The 17,522-nt window shown below is 56.4% G+C and carries 17 protein-coding genes; 9 read left to right on the forward strand and 8 right to left on the reverse strand.

Translation table 11 applies throughout. The features are described from left to right. The first annotated feature begins 119 nt into the window (after positions 1-119). The 6 genes from G6L28_RS17710 to G6L28_RS17735 are packed head-to-tail and all read left to right on the forward strand — an operon-like array spanning position 120 to position 6,422. Positions 120-1,409: an ABC transporter substrate-binding protein gene (locus G6L28_RS17710; RefSeq protein WP_174065137.1), complete on the forward strand. Its 1,290-nt coding sequence runs from the start codon at positions 120-122 to the stop codon at positions 1,407-1,409. A gap of 6 nt (positions 1,410-1,415) precedes the next feature. Continuing rightward, positions 1,416-2,369, forward strand: coding sequence for a carbohydrate ABC transporter permease (locus G6L28_RS17715; protein WP_174065138.1), 954 nt, complete (start codon positions 1,416-1,418; stop codon positions 2,367-2,369). Next, positions 2,362-3,234, forward strand: coding sequence for a carbohydrate ABC transporter permease (locus G6L28_RS17720; protein ID WP_174065139.1), 873 nt, complete (start codon positions 2,362-2,364; stop codon positions 3,232-3,234). The genes G6L28_RS17715 and G6L28_RS17720 overlap by 8 nt, the downstream gene beginning before the upstream one ends. A gap of 19 nt (positions 3,235-3,253) precedes the next feature. Further along, on the forward strand, positions 3,254-4,264 hold the full coding sequence (locus tag G6L28_RS17725; protein ID WP_174065140.1) for a Gfo/Idh/MocA family protein: 1,011 nt from the start codon (positions 3,254-3,256) through the stop codon (positions 4,262-4,264). Further along, positions 4,257-5,324 (forward strand): Gfo/Idh/MocA family protein, encoded by a 1,068-nt coding sequence (locus tag G6L28_RS17730; protein WP_174065141.1) that lies wholly within the window; start codon positions 4,257-4,259, stop codon positions 5,322-5,324. Before G6L28_RS17725 ends, G6L28_RS17730 begins: the two co-directional genes overlap by 8 nt. A 21-nt stretch (positions 5,325-5,345) precedes the next feature. Next, positions 5,346-6,422, forward strand: a complete 1,077-nt coding sequence (locus G6L28_RS17735; protein WP_174065142.1) for an ABC transporter ATP-binding protein — start codon at positions 5,346-5,348, stop codon at positions 6,420-6,422. Between the two features lie 14 nt (positions 6,423-6,436). Here G6L28_RS17735 and G6L28_RS17740 read toward each other — a convergent pair whose 3' ends face one another. The 6 genes from G6L28_RS17740 to G6L28_RS17765 all read right to left on the reverse strand — a co-directional run bounded on the left by G6L28_RS17740 (position 6,437) and on the right by G6L28_RS17765 (position 12,781). After that, positions 6,437-7,138, reverse strand: a complete 702-nt coding sequence (locus tag G6L28_RS17740) for an SDR family NAD(P)-dependent oxidoreductase (RefSeq protein WP_234902624.1) — start codon at positions 7,136-7,138, stop codon at positions 6,437-6,439. Positions 7,139-7,233: 95 nt separating this feature from the next. Further along, positions 7,234-8,367: a PLP-dependent cysteine synthase family protein gene (locus G6L28_RS17745; RefSeq protein WP_202033698.1), complete on the reverse strand. Its 1,134-nt coding sequence runs from the start codon at positions 8,365-8,367 to the stop codon at positions 7,234-7,236. A gap of 234 nt (positions 8,368-8,601) precedes the next feature. Continuing rightward, positions 8,602-9,354: an ABC transporter ATP-binding protein gene (locus G6L28_RS17750; RefSeq protein WP_174065144.1), complete on the reverse strand. Its 753-nt coding sequence runs from the start codon at positions 9,352-9,354 to the stop codon at positions 8,602-8,604. Beyond that, on the reverse strand, positions 9,348-10,415 hold the full coding sequence (locus G6L28_RS17755; RefSeq protein ID WP_174065145.1) for a FecCD family ABC transporter permease: 1,068 nt from the start codon (positions 10,413-10,415) through the stop codon (positions 9,348-9,350). Before G6L28_RS17755 ends, G6L28_RS17750 begins: the two co-directional genes overlap by 7 nt. 2 nt (positions 10,416-10,417) lie before the next feature. Next, positions 10,418-11,554, reverse strand: a complete 1,137-nt coding sequence (locus tag G6L28_RS17760) for an ABC transporter substrate-binding protein (RefSeq protein ID WP_174065146.1) — start codon at positions 11,552-11,554, stop codon at positions 10,418-10,420. Between the two features lie 93 nt (positions 11,555-11,647). Then, positions 11,648-12,781, reverse strand: a complete 1,134-nt coding sequence (locus G6L28_RS17765; RefSeq protein ID WP_174065147.1) for an ABC transporter substrate-binding protein — start codon at positions 12,779-12,781, stop codon at positions 11,648-11,650. Between the two features lie 111 nt (positions 12,782-12,892). Between G6L28_RS17765 and G6L28_RS17770 the strand changes: the two genes are divergently transcribed. From G6L28_RS17770 to G6L28_RS17780, 3 genes are all read left to right on the forward strand, one after another. After that, positions 12,893-13,708: a class I SAM-dependent methyltransferase gene (locus G6L28_RS17770; RefSeq protein WP_174065148.1), complete on the forward strand. Its 816-nt coding sequence runs from the start codon at positions 12,893-12,895 to the stop codon at positions 13,706-13,708. 55 nt (positions 13,709-13,763) lie between these two features. Then, positions 13,764-14,162: a (R)-mandelonitrile lyase gene (locus G6L28_RS17775; RefSeq protein WP_174065149.1), complete on the forward strand. Its 399-nt coding sequence runs from the start codon at positions 13,764-13,766 to the stop codon at positions 14,160-14,162. A 243-nt stretch (positions 14,163-14,405) separates the two neighbouring features. Beyond that, positions 14,406-15,452, forward strand: coding sequence for a LacI family DNA-binding transcriptional regulator (locus G6L28_RS17780; protein ID WP_174065150.1), 1,047 nt, complete (start codon positions 14,406-14,408; stop codon positions 15,450-15,452). An 11-nt stretch (positions 15,453-15,463) separates the two neighbouring features. Here G6L28_RS17780 and G6L28_RS17785 read toward each other — a convergent pair whose 3' ends face one another. Both G6L28_RS17785 and G6L28_RS17790 read right to left on the reverse strand, forming a co-directional pair. Further along, positions 15,464-16,522, reverse strand: a complete 1,059-nt coding sequence (locus tag G6L28_RS17785) for a carbohydrate ABC transporter permease (protein ID WP_174065151.1) — start codon at positions 16,520-16,522, stop codon at positions 15,464-15,466. 2 nt (positions 16,523-16,524) lie between these two features. Further along, positions 16,525-17,520, reverse strand: coding sequence for a carbohydrate ABC transporter permease (locus tag G6L28_RS17790; RefSeq protein ID WP_174065152.1), 996 nt, complete (start codon positions 17,518-17,520; stop codon positions 16,525-16,527). Positions 17,521-17,522: the final 2 nt, after the last annotated feature.

Consider the following 17,522-nt stretch of genomic DNA (forward strand, 5'->3'; position numbering starts at 1 on the left):
GCTAAAGGCCGCTTGACAATGGTGTCGATCAATGATCCCATGTAACCAATTAGTTATAAAACGGCAAGTGTCGTTTACTTTCATCATCAATTTGGCAGTCAATTTGGGAGGAGTTGCCAATGTCCGTGATGCTTCAAAGGCGTACTGTATTGTCCGCCGGTCTGGCCGCGTTGTCTCTTGCAACGGTGGGGGGAGGCTCGGCTTTCGCGCAAGCGGCCCGTCTTCGCCTCTTGTGGTGGGGCTCGCAAGAACGCGCAGATCGCACCAACAAAGCGCTGGCCGCCTTCAAGCAGGTCAAGCCGGATATCGATATTGCCGGGGAATTTGCGGGATGGTCGGATTACTGGCCGCGTCTCGCCACGCAGGTTGCGGGCCGCAATGCGCCTGACCTGATCCAGATGGATTACCGCTATATCTTCGAATATGCCCGCCGTGGTGCCTTGGCGCCGATGGATGAATATCTCGGAAAATCCCTGAAAATCGACGATTTCGGTGCGCCAAATATCGATTCCGGTCGCGTCGACGGCAAGCTTTACGGCATCAATCTGGGTGTGAACTCGAGCGCGGTGTTCTACGATGCTGCGGGTTGGGAAAAGACCGGTGTGGCGGCACCGAAAGCTGGCCAGACCTGGGAAGAGTTTGCCAAGAATGCAGCCGAGTTCGGTAAGAACAAGCCAAAGCCTGGCTACTATGCGACAGCGGACGCCAGCGGCGTGGAGCCAAGCTTTGAAAACTGGCTGCGTCAGCAGAAGAAGGCTTTGTTCAGTGAAGAAGGTGGCCTGGGCTATAATGCCAAGGACGCGACCGATTGGTTCACCATGTGGCATGAGATGCGCGAGGCCGGGGCCTGCGTTCCGGCAGACATTCAGGCTCTCGACCAACTCAACATCGAAAGCAACGCACTGACCACCGGCAAGGCTGCGACGGCCTTCGCCCATTCCAACCAGTTCGTCGGCTACCAGGCCGTCAACAAAGCCAAGCTTTCGATTACCTCCTACCCGAAAATTTCGGCGGATTCGCCATCCGGCCATTATCTCAAGCCGTCGATGTTGATGAGTGTTGCGGCGGGCAGTGCGAATGTGGCGGCGGCAGTCGATTTCATCAATTTCCTGGTCGCCGTTCCCGAGGGTGTAGATATTCTCGGCGTCGAGCGCGGTGTTCCGGCCTCAGAATCGATGCGCAACCAGCTTAGCCCCAAGCTCAACGATGTCAGCAAGGCGATGGTGGAATACATCGCGGAAGTCACGCCGAATGTCGGTCCGCTGCCGCCAGCGCCGCCTCCGGGTGCTGGCGAGTTCGCCTTCGTGCTGAAACGGACAGCAGAGGAAGTCGCCTTCAAACGCATCACGCCAGCAGAGGGTGGGGAGCGTCTCGTCAAGGAGTCGGAAACCGTCATCAAGCGGAAGTAATGATCAATGGCGCTTGGATCTGATGCGATACAGGGGGAGGGTCGCTCAGCGGCTCTCCAGAAACAGGGCGGCTTCCGCCGCATGTTCGACCGAAATTTCCATGCCTACATGTTCCTGCTGCCCTGGCTGATCGGCTTCTTCGGCCTGACGCTCGGACCGGCGCTCGTTTCGCTTTATCTGTCTTTCACGAATTACGACCTGTTGCAGTCTCCAGACTGGGTGGGTGCCGCAAACTATGTTCGCATCGCCACTGCCGATCCGAAATTCGCGGCCTCGATGCATGTCACATTCACCTATGTGCTGCTGTCCGTACCACTAAAACTCATCTTCGCGCTGATGGTCGCCATGGCCTTCAATCGCGGCATCAAGGGGCTGACACTCTATCGCGCGATCTTCTATTTGCCATCGCTGCTGGGTTCGAGCGTCGCCATTGCCGTTCTGTGGCGACAGCTTTTCGCCTCGGATGGCCTCATCAACATGCTGCTCTGGCAGGCTTTCGGCTATGAAGGCCCAAGCTGGGTTTCAAACCCGGATTATTCGATCTACACGCTCGTCATTCTGTCGATCTGGCAGTTCGGCTCTCCAATGATCATCTTTCTGGCGGGCCTGCGGCAAATCCCTCAGGATATGTATGAGGCAGCCGAAATGGATGGTGCGGGTAAAGCGCGGCAGTTCTTCCGCATTACGCTGCCGCTCCTGACCCCGGTCATCTTCTTCAACGCGGTGATCCAGACAATCGAGGCGTTCAAGGCATTCACGCCCGCCTTCATCATTTCTGAAGGGACCGGCGGGCCGATCAACTCGACGCTGTTCTACACGCTCTATCTCTATCAGGAAGCATTCGGCTTCTTCCGCATGGGTTATGCGTCTGCGCTGGCGTGGATACTGGTGGTCATCATCGCAGTCTTTACCGCCTTCTCCTTTCTCAGCGCGCGTTATTGGGTGCATTACGATGACTGATGTTACCGCTCCACGCCCCGGTCAGGATGTTCAGCGCCCGCTTTGGAAATCCGTTGGCCTTCATGCAATTTTGATCGCCGCGTCCATAGCCATGATGTACCCGATCCTCTGGATGATATCGGGTTCCGTCAGGCCGCAGGAAGAGCTGTTCGGCTCGTCTTCGCTCATTCCCTCGGCTATTGATTTCGGCGGATATATTCGCGGCTGGACTGGGCTTCAGGTCAGCTTCGGGCAGTTCTTCTGGAATTCCTTCTTCATCGCGGTGCTGGCAACCATTGGCAATGTCGTCGGCTGCTCGCTCGCGGCCTTCGCCTTTGCGCGGCTGCGGTTTGGCGGGCGAAATTTCTGGTTCGCATTGATGCTCGGCACTTTGATGCTGCCCTATCACGTCGTGCTCATCCCGCAATATATCCTGTTCCTGGAAATGGGCTGGGTGAACACCTCACTGCCGCTGATCGTGCCGAAATACCTGGCGACGGACGCCTTCTTCATCTTCCTGATGGTGCAGTTCTTCCGCGGCATTCCGCGTGAGCTGGACGAGGCGGCGGTGATGGATGGGTGCAGCCCGTTCCGCATCTACTGGAAGATCATGCTACCGCTGTCGTCGCCCGTGCTCGCAACAGCTGCTATCTTCTCCTTCATATGGACATGGGATGATTTCTTCGGGCCCCTAATTTACCTCAACGATATCAATACCTACACGGTACAGCTGGGCCTTAGATCCTTCGTGGACTCCACGGGCGCTTCGGACTGGACGTCACTTTTTGCCATGTCCAACCTCTCGCTGGTGCCGGTCTTCCTGTTCTTCCTCTTCTTCCAGCGTCTTCTCATCGAGGGCATCGCCACCACGGGCATGAAGCGCTGACATATCAAGGCATGAAATAATGAAACCCATTCGATTTGCGACAATCGGCGTCAACCACAACCACATCTACGGGCAGACGAACTGCCTTCTGAATGCAGGAGCCGAACTCGTCGGTTTTTATGCGGTGGAAGATGATCTGGCGAAAGAGTATTCGGAAAAATACCCTGACGCGCCGCGCGTTGATGATCAGCGCCGCTTGATCGAGGACGGCAGTATCGACCTCATCATCAGCGCCGCCATTCCGGCAGATCGCGCCGATATCGCCATCCGCGCCATGCAAGCAGGCAAGGATGTTATGGTCGACAAGCCCGGGATGGTGACGCTAGAAGAGCTTGCCGAAGTAAAGCGTGTCCAAGCAGAAACCGGCCGCATCTTCTCCGTGCTTTATTCCGAACATTTCGAAAATCGTGCGACCGTAAAGGCAGGTGATCTGATCGCTGCGGGCGCTATCGGCAAGGTCGTCTCGACTGCAGGTTTCGGCCCGCATCGCCTGCGTGCGTCAACCCGGCCCGAATGGTTCTTCAAACGAGAGAGCTATGGCGGCATCCTGGTCGATATTGCTTCGCACCAATGCGAACAGTTCCTGTTCTTCACAGGTTCGGAAACTGCGACGATCCGCTCCGCCACCGTCTCCAATCGCGCAAATGCTCAATGGCCGGGCTTACAGGATAGCGGCGATATCCACCTGTCGACTGACACGGCAGATGGCTTCATCCGCGTCGACTGGTTTACGCCGGATGGCCTGCCGAGCTGGGGTGATGGCCGCCTTTTCATCACTGGTACGGATGGTGCCATCGAAATCCGCAAAAATGTCGATGTTGCGGGACGCGATGGCGGCAATCATCTTTTCCTGACGGATAAAAATGGCGTGCAGTATATCAACTGTTCGGACGTAGCCTTGCCTTACGGCCCGCAGCTACTGAACGATATCCGTAACCGCACCGAGACGGCCATGCCGCAGGCGCGTTGCTTTGCCGCTATGGAAATTGCGCTGCGTGCCCAAGAGATTGCGGAGGGCAAGAATGCCTAAGCGTTACAGGGTTGGCATCATCGGTTGCGGCATCGGCAGATCACACATTCAGGAAGGTTATTCGGCCCATCCGGACAAGTATGAGGTGGCCGTGCTGTGCGACCTCAACACAGAGAGATTGAACGCAGTTGCTGATGAATTCGGCGTCGAAGGCCGTGTTACGTCCTCTGACGAATTGATCGCAATCCCCGATATCGACATTATCGACATTTGCACCCCGCCCGCCATCCATACCCAGCTCATTCTTCAGGCGCTTGCTGCTGGCAAGCATGTCGTATGCGAAAAACCGCTGACGGGTTCGCTTTCGGAAATCGATGAGGTCAAGGCAGCGGAGAAGATCGCCAAGGGCAAGCTGATGCCGATCTTTCAGTATCGCTATGGCGAAGGGGTGCAGCAGGCCCGTCGCATCATCGAAAGCGGCCTTGCAGGTAAGCCGTATGTCGGAACCGCCGAGACGTTGTGGAGGCGCGGCGCGGATTATTATGAAAATCCATGGCGCGGGCGCTGGGCAACGGAACTCGGCGGCGTCTTGATGACACATGCCATCCATCTCCATGACATGGTGACCTATCTCATGGGGCCGGTGGATCGGGTTTTTGCCCGGACGGCGACGCGGGTCAACGCAATCGAAGTGGAGGACTGCGTTTCCGCAAGCCTTCTGATGAAGAACGGCGCGCTGGTTTCCGCAACAGCCACGCTCGGGTCGCAGGAGGAAATAAGCCGCCTGCGTCTCGCATTCGAGAACGTCACGTTCGAGAGCAACAATTCCGCCTATGCTCCGGGGGATGGCCCATGGAAGATCATTCCGGCCAATGAGGAGATAGGCCAAGCGATCGATGAGCTATTGAAGAGCATGCCGCCCGTCCACAGGCGCTTTAACGGGCAGATGAAGGCCTTCTATCAAGCGCTCGAGAATGGCGAACGGCCACCCGTCAACACGGATGACGCCCAGCGCTCTCTGGAGTTACTGGCAGCGATCTATCATTCGAACGATACCAATTCCGATGTTGCCCTTCCTATTGGCCGAGGGCATCCGAAATATATGACCTGGCGGCCTTGAGTACAGGGTGGGAGCATCAGCATGGCAAGTAGCATCACTCTGGAAAAAATCGTCAAGCGTTACGGCGCGCTGCCGGTCGTTCATGGGATTGATCTGAAAATCGAGCCCGGCGAGTTCACGGTTTTCGTCGGGCCTTCCGGCTGCGGAAAATCGACGCTGCTGCGCATGATCGCGGGTCTTGAGGAGATCTCTGGCGGTGAGTTGAAGATCGATGGCGAAAGGGTCAATGAGACCGCAGCGTCCAAGCGCGGTATCGCCATGGTGTTCCAGTCCTACGCGCTTTACCCCCACATGAGTGTTTACAAGAACCTCGCCTTCGGCCTTGAAACTGCTGGATACAAGAAAGCAGAAATCGAGGCTCGCGTTCAAAAGGCGGCAGACATTTTGCAAATTGGCCCCTTGCTTCAGCGCAAGCCAAAGGCACTCTCCGGCGGTCAACGCCAGCGCGTCGCGATTGGTCGTGCCATCGTCCGCGAGCCGAAAATCTTCCTCTTCGATGAGCCGCTCTCCAACCTCGATGCGGAACTGCGCGTGCAGATGCGCGTCGAAATCGCCAAGCTTCACCAAAGCCTCGGCAGCACGATGATTTACGTGACGCACGATCAGGTGGAAGCCATGACCATGGCCGACAAGATCGTGGTGCTACGCGATGGCCGCATTATGCAGGTCGGTCGCCCGCTCGATCTTTACAACAACCCGGCCAACCAGTTCGTCGCCGGTTTCATCGGCTCTCCGAAGATGAACTTTCTGGAGGCAAGGCTTTCGCCATCCGACAGTTCGCGCCGCACTGTCGATGTGGCGGGCAGGCAGATTGTTCTCGACCGGCCGCTAGAGACAAGGGACGGCGAGAGGCTTACTCTCGGCGTTCGCCCGGAACATATCCAGCCGACTTCGCAATCGGCAAGCCTTGGCGATGGAAGCATTCAACTTGTGGAGCATCTGGGCGGCTCGACCGTCATCTATACCAATACGGCGGACGGGCAGCCGGTCACGGTCCTGCTTGAAGGCCAGAAGCAGCTGCGCATGGGAGAAACAGTTCCGCTCGCCTTTGATCTCGCGAATGCCCACATTTTCGGAGAGGATGGACGCCGCGTGTGATGGCGTCTCATACTTCAGAGAGACGCCCCGCCGCACACGAGAATTTCCTGACCTGTGATCGAAGCGGCATCGTCCGATAATAGGAATGAAACCAGCGCTGCGACCTCCCGCGGTTTCACCAATCGACCGATGGGCGGCATTTTGGGCGCGACACCCGCGCGTTTGGGGTCCTTCAGCATCGGTGTGTCCGTTGCTCCAGGGGAGACGATATTCACAGTGATGCCGCGAGGCGCGAGCTCGATGGCGCAGGATCTTCCGAGCCCCACCATCGCCGCCTTGCTCGCCGCATATTGCGCTCGTGAAGCCGAGCCACGAGCCGTCCGGCTTCCAAGCAGCACTATCCTTCCGCCATCTGAAAGACGCGGCGCGAGGCGGTCTATCAGTTGTGTGGAAGCTTCCACATGCAGACGCCACATGTCCTGACCGTCATCGAGGTTGATCGAACCGACGGCGCCGACGCGCAGAACACCTGCGGCGTGGACGAGAGCATCAAGGTCGGCGATCTGCGAAAGTGCGTCTTCCAGAGCCGCCCTGCTACTGAGATCGACCGGCAGAAAGGAGAAGCGTTTGTGTTCGATCTCAGGCTTTGATCGGCTCATGCCGATCACGTTCCATCCCGTGGAGAGTAGTTTCTGCGCGATCTCTGCTCCGATCCCCGAACTTGCCCCGGTAACAAGAACTCGTTTCGGGTTCGACGTAGACATGGGCTCCAACATGGCTTCCTCCATTTTCGATCGTCCTGTGATGCAAATACTGGACAGGTTCTTTTAATCGAGATGGAGAGGGAACTGGAAGCTTTTTGTCGTTGGCGTCAGGTTAACCCAGCCGTATCAAGGCTCTTGAAATCACCAATATCGATAAAAGTTTCCAGCATGGCGCGGTAGGGAGCTATATCGATGCCATTCTTGTCGAGCCAGTCTGGATTGTAATAGGTGGCGGCATAGCGGTCGCCGCTGTCGCAGATCAATGAAACGAGCGAACCCTCACGGCCTTCCTTCATCATGGTGGCGGCGATCCAGCACAGGCCGAAGAAGTTGGTGCCGGTGGAGCCGCCGACACGACGGAACAGTCGTTCCGAAAGCACATGCATGGCCGCGATGGAAGCGGCATCCGGTATCTTGATCATGTGGTCGATGACGCCGGGAATGAAGGACGGTTCCACACGTGGACGTCCGACACCTTCGATGCGGGAGGGAGTAGGGCAGGTCACGTCGCGATCACCGGACATGTAAGATGTGTAGAAAGCGGAATGTTCGACATCCACCACGCAAAGGCGAGTGGTCAGATTTCGGTAGCGGATGTAGCGGCCGATAGTGGCGGATGTTCCGCCGGTCCCGGCGTTCATCACAACCCATTCCGGTTCGGGATGCTCTTCACTCTTCATCTGATCGAAAATGGATTCGGCTATATTGTTGTTGCCGCGCCAGTCAGTTGCTCTTTCCGCATAGGTGAACTGGTCGAGATAATGGCCGCCTGCCTCGGCGGCCAGCCGTTCGGCAACGGTGTAGACCTCGGCTGGGCTATTGACGAAATGGCATTTCCCACCAAATCGCTCAATGGCTTCCACCTTCTGGCGGCTGGTGGAATGCGGCATGACGGCTATGAAAGGCAAATCCAGCAGATGAGCAAAATAGGCTTCACTGACGGCGGTTGATCCAGAGGAGGCCTCAACGAGCGTCGTGCCCTCACGAATTTTGCCATTGCAGATGCCGTACAGGAACAGTGAACGGGCCAGTCGGTGCTTCAAGCTGCCCGTCGGATGGGTCGACTCGTCCTTCAGATATATGGAAATGCCCCGCAGGCCCTTGAATACAGGTTTCACGAGATGCGTATCTGCCGAACGGCGTCCGTCACCTTGAAGAACGCCGATGGCGCGGCGCGCCCACTCGCGATCCTCACATGCTGGAAGCGGTGTCATGGGTGGAGCCGAGAGACAGTCGGACATGGTATTGCTAAACTCCCGCACGCCTTCATACAGCTACGCCTTCGGGCATAAATTCCATGTATGCAAAGCTTCATATAAAATTTTACTCCATGGACAAAATATCCAAGAAGAATGTTCTATTCAGAATAGATACTTTGGAAAATATGATTTGAAAAGACGGCAGGCTCGGCGCGCTTTGATTTGCAAGCGAAAAAGGCGGCGCTGAAATCAACGCCGCCTTCGCCTTCTGGCATTTCAGGCCGTCCCGTCGACCAGCACGAAGGGTTGCCCTCGCGAACAGGTCTCGATCCTCGCATCCACGCGGTAGATGTCGCGCAACATATCCGGCGTTATCACATTGCTGGTCTCGCCGCTGACTACCATTTCACCGCCGGAAATGACGATCGTGTTCTCGCAGTAGCGCAATGCGTGGTTCAGGTCGTGTAGGGCGATCAGAACGATCATGCCTTCGCGACGTGCCAGGTTGGAGATGAAATCCAGAACCTCGACCTGACGATGCAAATCCAGCGCGGACGTGGGCTCATCCATGAGCAAAACTTCCGGCTTGCGAACGAGCGCCTGCGCCAGCGATACGAGCTGGCGTTGCCCACCGGAAAGCTCGCCAAGGCCTCTGAAGGCGAGGTTGTCGATGTTGAGCGCCTTGAGGATCGCGTCGATATCGGCCAGTTCGTCGTCATGAACTTTCCAGCCGCTGCCTTGCTTTGCCGATAGCAGGATGGATTCGTAGACGGTCAGGACGGCGTTCGCCCCGGTATCCTGCGGCATGTAGCAAATGGTTCGCGGGCCCTGTTCGGTCTGCGAAAGCGTCACGACGCCAGGGCCTTTAATCAGTCCGGCAATGCGCTTGAACAGGGTGGATTTTCCGGCAGCGTTCGGGCCGATGACGGCCGTCATGCTTCCTGCCTTCAGCATGTCTATGCTGACGTTGGAAAGAACGGTGAGACGGCCATATTTCGCGCCGACATCCTGTAGAGCCAAGGCTACCATGCGCGTCTCCTGTTGGAAAAGATCAGCACGAAGAAGAAGGGAACGCCGACGAGCGCAGTGATGACGCCAATCGGCAAAACTGCGCCGGGGATCAGCATCTTGCTGACGACTGAGGTCACGGAAAGCAGTAGCGCGCCGCAAATGACCGAGCCGGGCAGGAAGAAACGCTGGTCTTCGCCCACCACCATGCGCGCAATGTGTGGTCCAACGAGACCGACGAAACCGATGGTGCCTACGAAGGACACGGGGATTGCGGCCAAAAGGCTGACGGTCAACATAGTGTGGAGGCGCAGGCGACGAACATTGACGCCCATGCTGGCGGCCTTGTCATCGCCAAGACGAAGCGCGGTCAAGGCCCAGGCATTCTTCATGAAAAGCGGTACGGTCAGCACCAGTATCGCCGCCGTTACATAGACCTTTGCCCATGTGGCTTTCGTCAGGCTGCCCATGGTCCAGAACACCACGGCGGCAAGCGCCTGTTCGGAAGCAAGATATTCGAGAAGCGAGAGCGCGGCATTGAAGGTGAAAACCAGAGCGATCCCGAGAAGAACGATCGTTTCAACGGTCACGCCACGCATTGTCGAAGCAAAGTGAATGAAAAGAGCCGCTAGCATGGCCATCAGGAAGGCGTTGATCGGCACCATATATTCGACAGCGCCGGGAAAAATCGCGATGCCACCGACGAGCGCCATAGCCGCGCCAAAACTGGCAGCTGCTGAGATTCCGAGCGTAAACGGGCTTGCCAGAGGGTTGGAAAGGATCGTCTGCATCTGCGCCCCAGCCACGGAAAGCGATGCGCCAACCGTGACCGCCATCAGCGCAATCGGCATGCGAATGTCCCAGATCACGACGCGCAATTGATTTCCGACAGCGGCGGGATCGAATATCGCGCCCACGACCTCCGAGAGCGTGTAACGCGCCGGGCCAAGCGCCATGTCTGTCGCCACACTGATGCAGAGCGCAAGCACGAGGCCGACCAGGATCATGATGCGTCGACCGGCAAGGGCGCGATATTGATGCCCCCCAGTCGTCTCCACGCGTGTTTCACCAATGGAAGCCATTTTTAGTTCACGCCTTTTTCGAGTGAGACGAAGTAGCCGGGTTTATAAGTGACCGGCAGGAATTTTTTGTGGAAGTCCTCGAAGTTCTTTTCCGGATCGAGCTCTGCAAAGAGTTCCGGGTGGAACCACTTGGCAAACTGCTGAATCGGGAAGAACTCGTAAGGCGCGCCATAAAACTGGTGCCAGACGGCATGAACATTGCCGTTCTTGACGGCATTCAGTTCGGGAAACGGCGTGCGCGTCATCAGCTTCGCCAGACGTTCGCGCGACAATGTCATATCTGCGCCGCGACCAACGGGAACGAACTGGTTGATGTCCGATTCTGCCGCCCAGTTGGAGCCGGTGACGATGACATGCTGAGGATCGGAAACGACCAGCTGCTCCGGGTTCAGGTCGCCGAATGTCGTCGTGATCACGTCTGCCGCGATGTTGTGACCACCCGCCTGCTCGATCATTGCACCGAAATTGACAGGGCCGAAGGTGCGGCAGCAATTGTTCTCGCCGGAAATGCCCGGAGCGCGCTCGATGAAAACGCCTGGGCGCTTGAGGTTCTTGACGCTTGCAAGCTTTTCGGTAACGAGCGCAATTTGTTCGCGGCGGTAAGCCATGAACTCCTCGGCGCGCTTTTCTGCCCCAAAGATCTGGCCAAGCGCGCGAATGGAGCGCTCGGTGTTCTTTTCCGGGTCCAACCGGAAATCGAGATAGACGACTTTAATCCCAGCTGCCGCAGCCTTTTCTTCAAAGCCGCTTTCCTTGGCGCTGTTTTCTGCTTCCAGGTTGAGCGTGATGACATCGGGAGCCAAGGCAATCGCAGCTTCAAGACTGAAACCACCCTGCGGCAGATAGCCGAACTGTGGCAGATCGTTGATTTGGGGAAAACGCTCGACGTAGGCCGTGTAGCTGTCTGGGTCTTTCTTGATCAGATCATCACGCCAGCCAACGATGGTATCGAATGTCTGGTCGCCCTTCAGCGCTGCGATGATGTGAACCTGACGCGCTTCGCCAATAATGATGCGCTTTGCAGGGAGGTCCATTTCCACGGTGCGTCCGGCAGCGTCGATGATCTCGGCAGAGAAGGCTGGCATGGAAAACATCGCCAACGCGAGGGTGGCAATAGCGCCAAGGGCTCTGAAATTCATGGGATAATCCCTTCTTTATAAATAGCAGTGCGAGGCGACTTTCGCCGCCTCGCTTTGGTCATTATCTGGCACCGCAATGCCATCTGCATTTCCTTACTTGTCGTCCTTCAGGGACACGAAGTAGCCGGGCTTGTAATCCAGTGGCAGGAAGCGGGCGTGCAGTTCCTTGAACGTCGCTTCAGGATCGAGATCCTTGAAGAGATCCGGATGCAGCCACTTGGCAATTTCCTGAATGGCGACGAACTGGTACGGGTTGTTGTAGAACTGGTGCCAGATGGCGTGAACGTTGCCGTCCTCTACAGCCTTGACGCCAGTAAAGGCCGGGCGCTTCGTCAGGTTCTCCAGTTTGCGACGGGCTTCTTTCAAATCCGCGCCGTAGCCGACACCGACCCAGTTGCCGCCGGGAACATAAGCGTCCCACTTTCCGCCAGTAACGATGATCTGTTCGGGGTTGGAGGCGATGACCTGCTCGGGATTGACCGTGCCGAAAGTGCCCGGAATGATATCCTTGGCCATGTTGATGCCACCGGCCAGTTCCACCATCTTGCCGAAGTTTTCGTTTCCGAAGGACATGCAGCAATCGTCGGAATAGCCGCCCGCGCGCTCAATGAACACGACCGGCTTCTTCGGGTTTTCCTTTTCCAGAACGTCCGTTACGCGGGCGATGCTGTCAGAGCGGAACTTGATGAAATCTTCCGCCACATCTTCCTTGCCCATCAGCTTGCCCATGATGCGCATGCTCGGCTCGGTGTTTTCCATCGGCTTTTCACGGAAATCGACGTAGACGAGAGGAATACCGACCTTGCCAAGTTTCTCGATATAACCCGCCTCTTCCGTCGCCGTCTTGGCGTCGACGTTCATCAGAATAACGTCTGGTTTAAGCGCAACGGCCTGCTCGATATCGAAAGTGCCATCCTTCATGCCGCCGAATGTCGGCAGCTTGGCGATATCGGGGTATTTCGCCAGGTAGGCTTCGTATGATTCAGGATCGGCCTTGGGCAGATCATCGCGCCAGCCGACGACGTGCTCGAACGGATTATTCTTGTCCAGAGCGGCGAGGAAATAGATTTGGCGGCCCTCACCGAGAATGACGTGCTTTACCGGCACGTTCACTTCGACATCACGCCCCGTAACGTCTTTAAGTGTAACTTTTTCGGCAAAGGCGGGCCAGACAGTGGAAACGAGAAGGCCCATTGCAAGAACGGCGGATTTGCCTGTAATGCGCATTGAAATAGTTCTCCAGTAAAACTTATGGCCGCATTAAGATTTTATGATTAGTGAATTCAAGTTTTATGTTTTAGAGCGATTCTTAAGTGGCAGGCGTGAGGGTTGGATCCGATGGATGACGTAAACGGATACGGGCGTAACTTTGGGCTTCGAGACGAAATCAAGGCCTACTGGTCTGCGCGGGCTGCGACTTTTGATTTATCTCCGGGGCATGAAATCTTTTCCGAAGAGGAGCGAGCAGCCTGGCATCGTCTGGTGACGAAACATCTGGGCCTCGGTGATGACCGGGCAGCGCTTGATCTTGCAAGCGGGACCGGGGTGATTTCTCATTTGATGGACGACCTCGGTTATCGAGTCACCGGCCTCGACTGGGCGGAGCCGATGCTTGAGCGCGCCAAAGCCAAAGCAAAAAAGCGTAATCGTTCCATCAGCTTCCGTATGGGCGATGCCGAAAACACGATGGAGCCGGATGGCGCCTATGATGCCGTTATCAACCGCCATCTGGTGTGGACCTTGGTGGACCCGAAGTCGGCATTTTCAGAATGGTTTCGCGTATTGAAACCGGGCGGTAAGCTGCTGATCGTCGATGGCGATTTCGTTAATGTCAGCCTGACTGAAAAGCTGTTGAAGAATCTGGCGAACCTGCTGCAGAAGCGCGGTCTGCTGAAGCCGGATCCGCTGCACGCACCGGCTGAAATGATGGCTGTGCACAACAGCATCCTGTCACGGGTGTATTTTTCGAAAGGGGCGCGTGCGGACGCTATCGCGGCCTTGCTGAAAGATGCTGGTTTCGTGGATATCGTCATCGATACCGACCTTCGGGAAGTCCACAAGACGCAGGCCAAAAACTGGAATTTTCTCAAGGCCGCGGCCCGAGGCATTCAACATCGCTTCGCAATCTGCGCATCTCGACCGCCTGAAGCCTGAGTTGATATAACGGCATATCGTTGCCGCCGCGGCGAAAGATACGGAGGTCCAAGTCATGAAGATCGATAGAAATGGTACCCCGCCCTCGGGTAAGGGGTCTGCTGACTGGTTTACTGGAACTGTCCGTATCGATTCCCTGTTTTCTGCCAATGAAGCAAGGCGCGGCGCGGCCGCCAGCGTGACCTTCGAGCCGGGTGCTCGAACCGCATGGCACACACATCCACTCGGACAGACGCTGATCGTGACCGCTGGGTCCGGTCTTGTTCAACGTGAAGGAGGACCTGTCGAAGAAATTAGACCGGGCGACGTGATCTGGTTCGAACCCGACGAGAAACATTGGCATGGCGCGTCCGCGACCACAGCGATGACACATATTGCGATCCAGGAAACTCTCAACGGCAAGGTGGTGGACTGGATGGAACAGGTGACAGATGTCCAGTATCAGGGCGGCTGATTGACGCAATAACTGGCATTCAAGATCGCTGACAGGCTCTCGCCCCGCTGCCGCAACGTGGTATATGATCTGCCCTTCTCGGAATTGGCCGTATTCGAGTAGAAAATCATTTCGCTTGGGAGAGCTATGAGATAGCTTTCAATCCAACATGAAGCAGCACTCCTTGCTGAAAGAAACCTGGCATAATCGATGCGAGGTTTTGCTTGCATCAAACAACACTCAGGCGCCCGATCCTCAACGCCCATGAAGATAGACCGGAAGACGACACTCAAAGATGTGGCGCGGGAGGCTGGTGTTTCACTCAGTACCGCTTCCCACGCGATCAATGGTACGGCCAAGCTGACGGTCGATGTCCGCGACCGGGTGATAGAGGTTGCCCGGACCCTCGGTTATCTTGAAACGCGCAGGCAAAAGGCATCCATCGCAACCCTGCGCGTCGTGCTTCTTGCCATGACCAATGATGCCGCGCCGCAAAGCGACCTCAACATGGTTAGCTGGACGATGCTGAACGGGTTCAGGCGGGAATGTGAAAGACGCGCCATCCGCATCGTTCCGCTGGTAAGCGCCACAAGTCGGGTAGACCCTCAGCAGGTGGTTGCGGCAGCGCAACAGGAGAGTGTCGATGGGATCGTCGTATTAAACGATGACAGGGCGGAACTCGTTCAAACGCTTTCATCGCTTAACCTGCCGGTGGTTATCATCAATGGTGAAGATCCGGCGATGGTCGTTGATACCGTGACGGCAGAAAATAGATTTGGAGCACGCCTCGGCATCGAAAATCTGCTTTCCCTTGGACATAAGAAGATACTGCATATCACATGGAAGGGGCGCACGACCATTCGACGCCGCTTCGACGGCTACAGTGACGCGTTTCTGGCCGCAGGATTGCCGGTAGAAACCAATATGGTGGTCGAGGTCGAAAGCTACGAACCTGCCTGCGGTGAGCGTGTCGTCAGGGATTTGCTAGAGCAGCCGGTGCCGCTTAGGGGGGCAACGGCGATCTTCTGCGCGGCTGACAACCTCGCGCTTGGTTGTCTCAAGGCCCTCGGCGAGGCTGGCATCAGGGTACCGGAAGACATCTCGGTCCTAGGTTTCGATGACATTATGCCGGCGGCTTTCACCACGCCACCGCTTAGCACCATTCAGCTTCCTGCTGATAGGCTGGGTGCAGCAGCGCTTTCCTTGCTGGAGCAGAGATTGGTCGCCGCCGATCCCACGCGGCCTGCACATAGACTGGAGCTCGGCTGTCGCCTCGTTCTAAGGGGCAGCATCGCGCCGCCCCCAAAATAAGCAATGTCTTATTATTTCATCCCTGTGCCAGCGATACCCGTCGTGATGTAGCGCTGGAGGAAAAGAAACACGACGGTTACGGGCGCAAGGCTGAGGAACGTCATGGCAAGGATATAATGCCACTGGACGGAAAACTCTCCCTGGAATGCATTCAACCCCACCTGAAGCGTGAAATTTTCCCTGCTGCTAAGGACGATCAGCGGCCATAGAAAGTCATTCCAGCGCCACAGCACGGAGAATATCGCAAGCACCGCAAGGGCAGGGGCCGTTAGTGGCAGGATAATGCGCCAGAATATGCGGAACTCGCTGGCTGCATCGACCCGCGCAGCTTCGATAAGCTCGTCCGGTATGGTGAGCATGTACTGCCGCAGAAGAAATACGCCGGTCGGCGTTGCGACCGTGGGAATAATGACGCCCCAGAGATTGTCGACAAGACCGACGCCGACGATAACGAGATATGCCGGAACCATCACAACTGTCAGAGGGATCATCAGGGTGGAAATGATAAGCACGAAAATCGCCTTGTCGCCCCTGAAACGATATTTCGACAACGCAAATGCCGCCATCGCATTAACGATCAAGGTCAGGATTGTGGCGACGAACGTCACGAATACGGAATTCTTCAAAAAGGTGAAGAAGCTGAACTGGGTCAATGGATCGGTGAAGTTTTGTGTCGCCACGGTCAGTTTCTGAACGGGTGCCATCTCCCTCGTATCGACATTGATCGGAGGACCCGGATTGACGGGATCGACCATCTGCGCACGCAGGCCGACCCTGCGGACCATCGCCATTTCGCGAGTAGAGCCGTCGACGTTTACCGTCCACAAGCTCAAGGGCCGTTCGTATCCGGGAACCACGGTCTGAACGGCGGCACGCGGCAGGAGGCTTGGCGGAAAGCGTGTGATTTCGGCCTCCGGTTTCAGTGATGACATCGCGGCCCAGACCACGGGGATCAGCACGGCAAGCGTTCCGCCGATCAGCCAGACCCATGACAGTATATCTGTCAGCCCGATGCGTCCGGGTCGGCGAGTGCGGGTTAGAAATGCGACTGCATTGATGCTGCTGGACATGATCAGGACTCCATCTTCTTGCCGAGACGCAATTGCAGCAGTGTAAGAACCAGAAGGACCAGTCCCATCAGGACGGAAGCTGCCGATGCCAGTCCGAATAGCCTCAGGTCGCTGCCGAATGCCATCTGGTAGATGTATTGGACGACGAAAGTATTGGCGGTGCCTGGACCGCCACCATTGGTAAGAACCCAGGCTTCATCGAAGATTTGTACCGAGCGGATCATCAATAGGATCAGCACGACGAGCAGGTTTGGCCCAAGCAGGGGCAATGTTATACGAAACAGGACGCGCCTAGGCGATGCGGCATCGATGGCGGCTGCTTCATATAGGTCTTTCGGGATTGCCTGAAGGCCCGCAAGCAGAATGAGGGTGTAAAAGCCCATATGAAACCAGATTGACACCACAACGACGAAGAAGCGTGACCAGCCGACATCGAGCAGGAATATTTCCGGCGGCACACCGAGCATCTGTAGGAAAGCGTTCAGGAGGCCGTTCCGGTCCAGAAACCATTTCCAGATAAGCCCGATGACGACGGGTGAAAGCAGGACTGGATAAAAGAACATGGCGCGGAAAAAACCGCGCGCCGCCATCGCCCGGTTCAGGATCAGCGCTGTGATGAGGGCCACCAGCAGCGTTGCTATAACGTTGAAAGCCACGAACCAAAGTGTATTCCAGATCGCCGTCCAGAAAAGCGATTCCTGACAACTGCCGGGCTCCATGTAGCTTCGGCAATCCAGAAGCTTCGTGAAATTTTCAAACCCGACGAAAGGCCGGTTGGTTATGAGAAGTTCGGTGCCTCCGGTGAAGGCGTAACCCACGGCAATTGCAATAGGAAGGAACGTAAAAATGCCGAATAAAACGAGGTTCGGCGCGAGAAAAACATAGGGCATGCCCCTGTTCCCGATCAGGCTCTCGATGAAATTGATCGGACGCTCGACCACGGCCATAAGGCCGTCGAGCAGTCGATCTGAAAGCTGGCTAAGTTTCGGATCGGCCATCG

It is taken from the genome of Agrobacterium larrymoorei, assembly GCF_013322225.1.
In the GTDB taxonomy this organism is placed as follows: domain Bacteria; phylum Pseudomonadota; class Alphaproteobacteria; order Rhizobiales; family Rhizobiaceae; genus Agrobacterium; species Agrobacterium larrymoorei_A.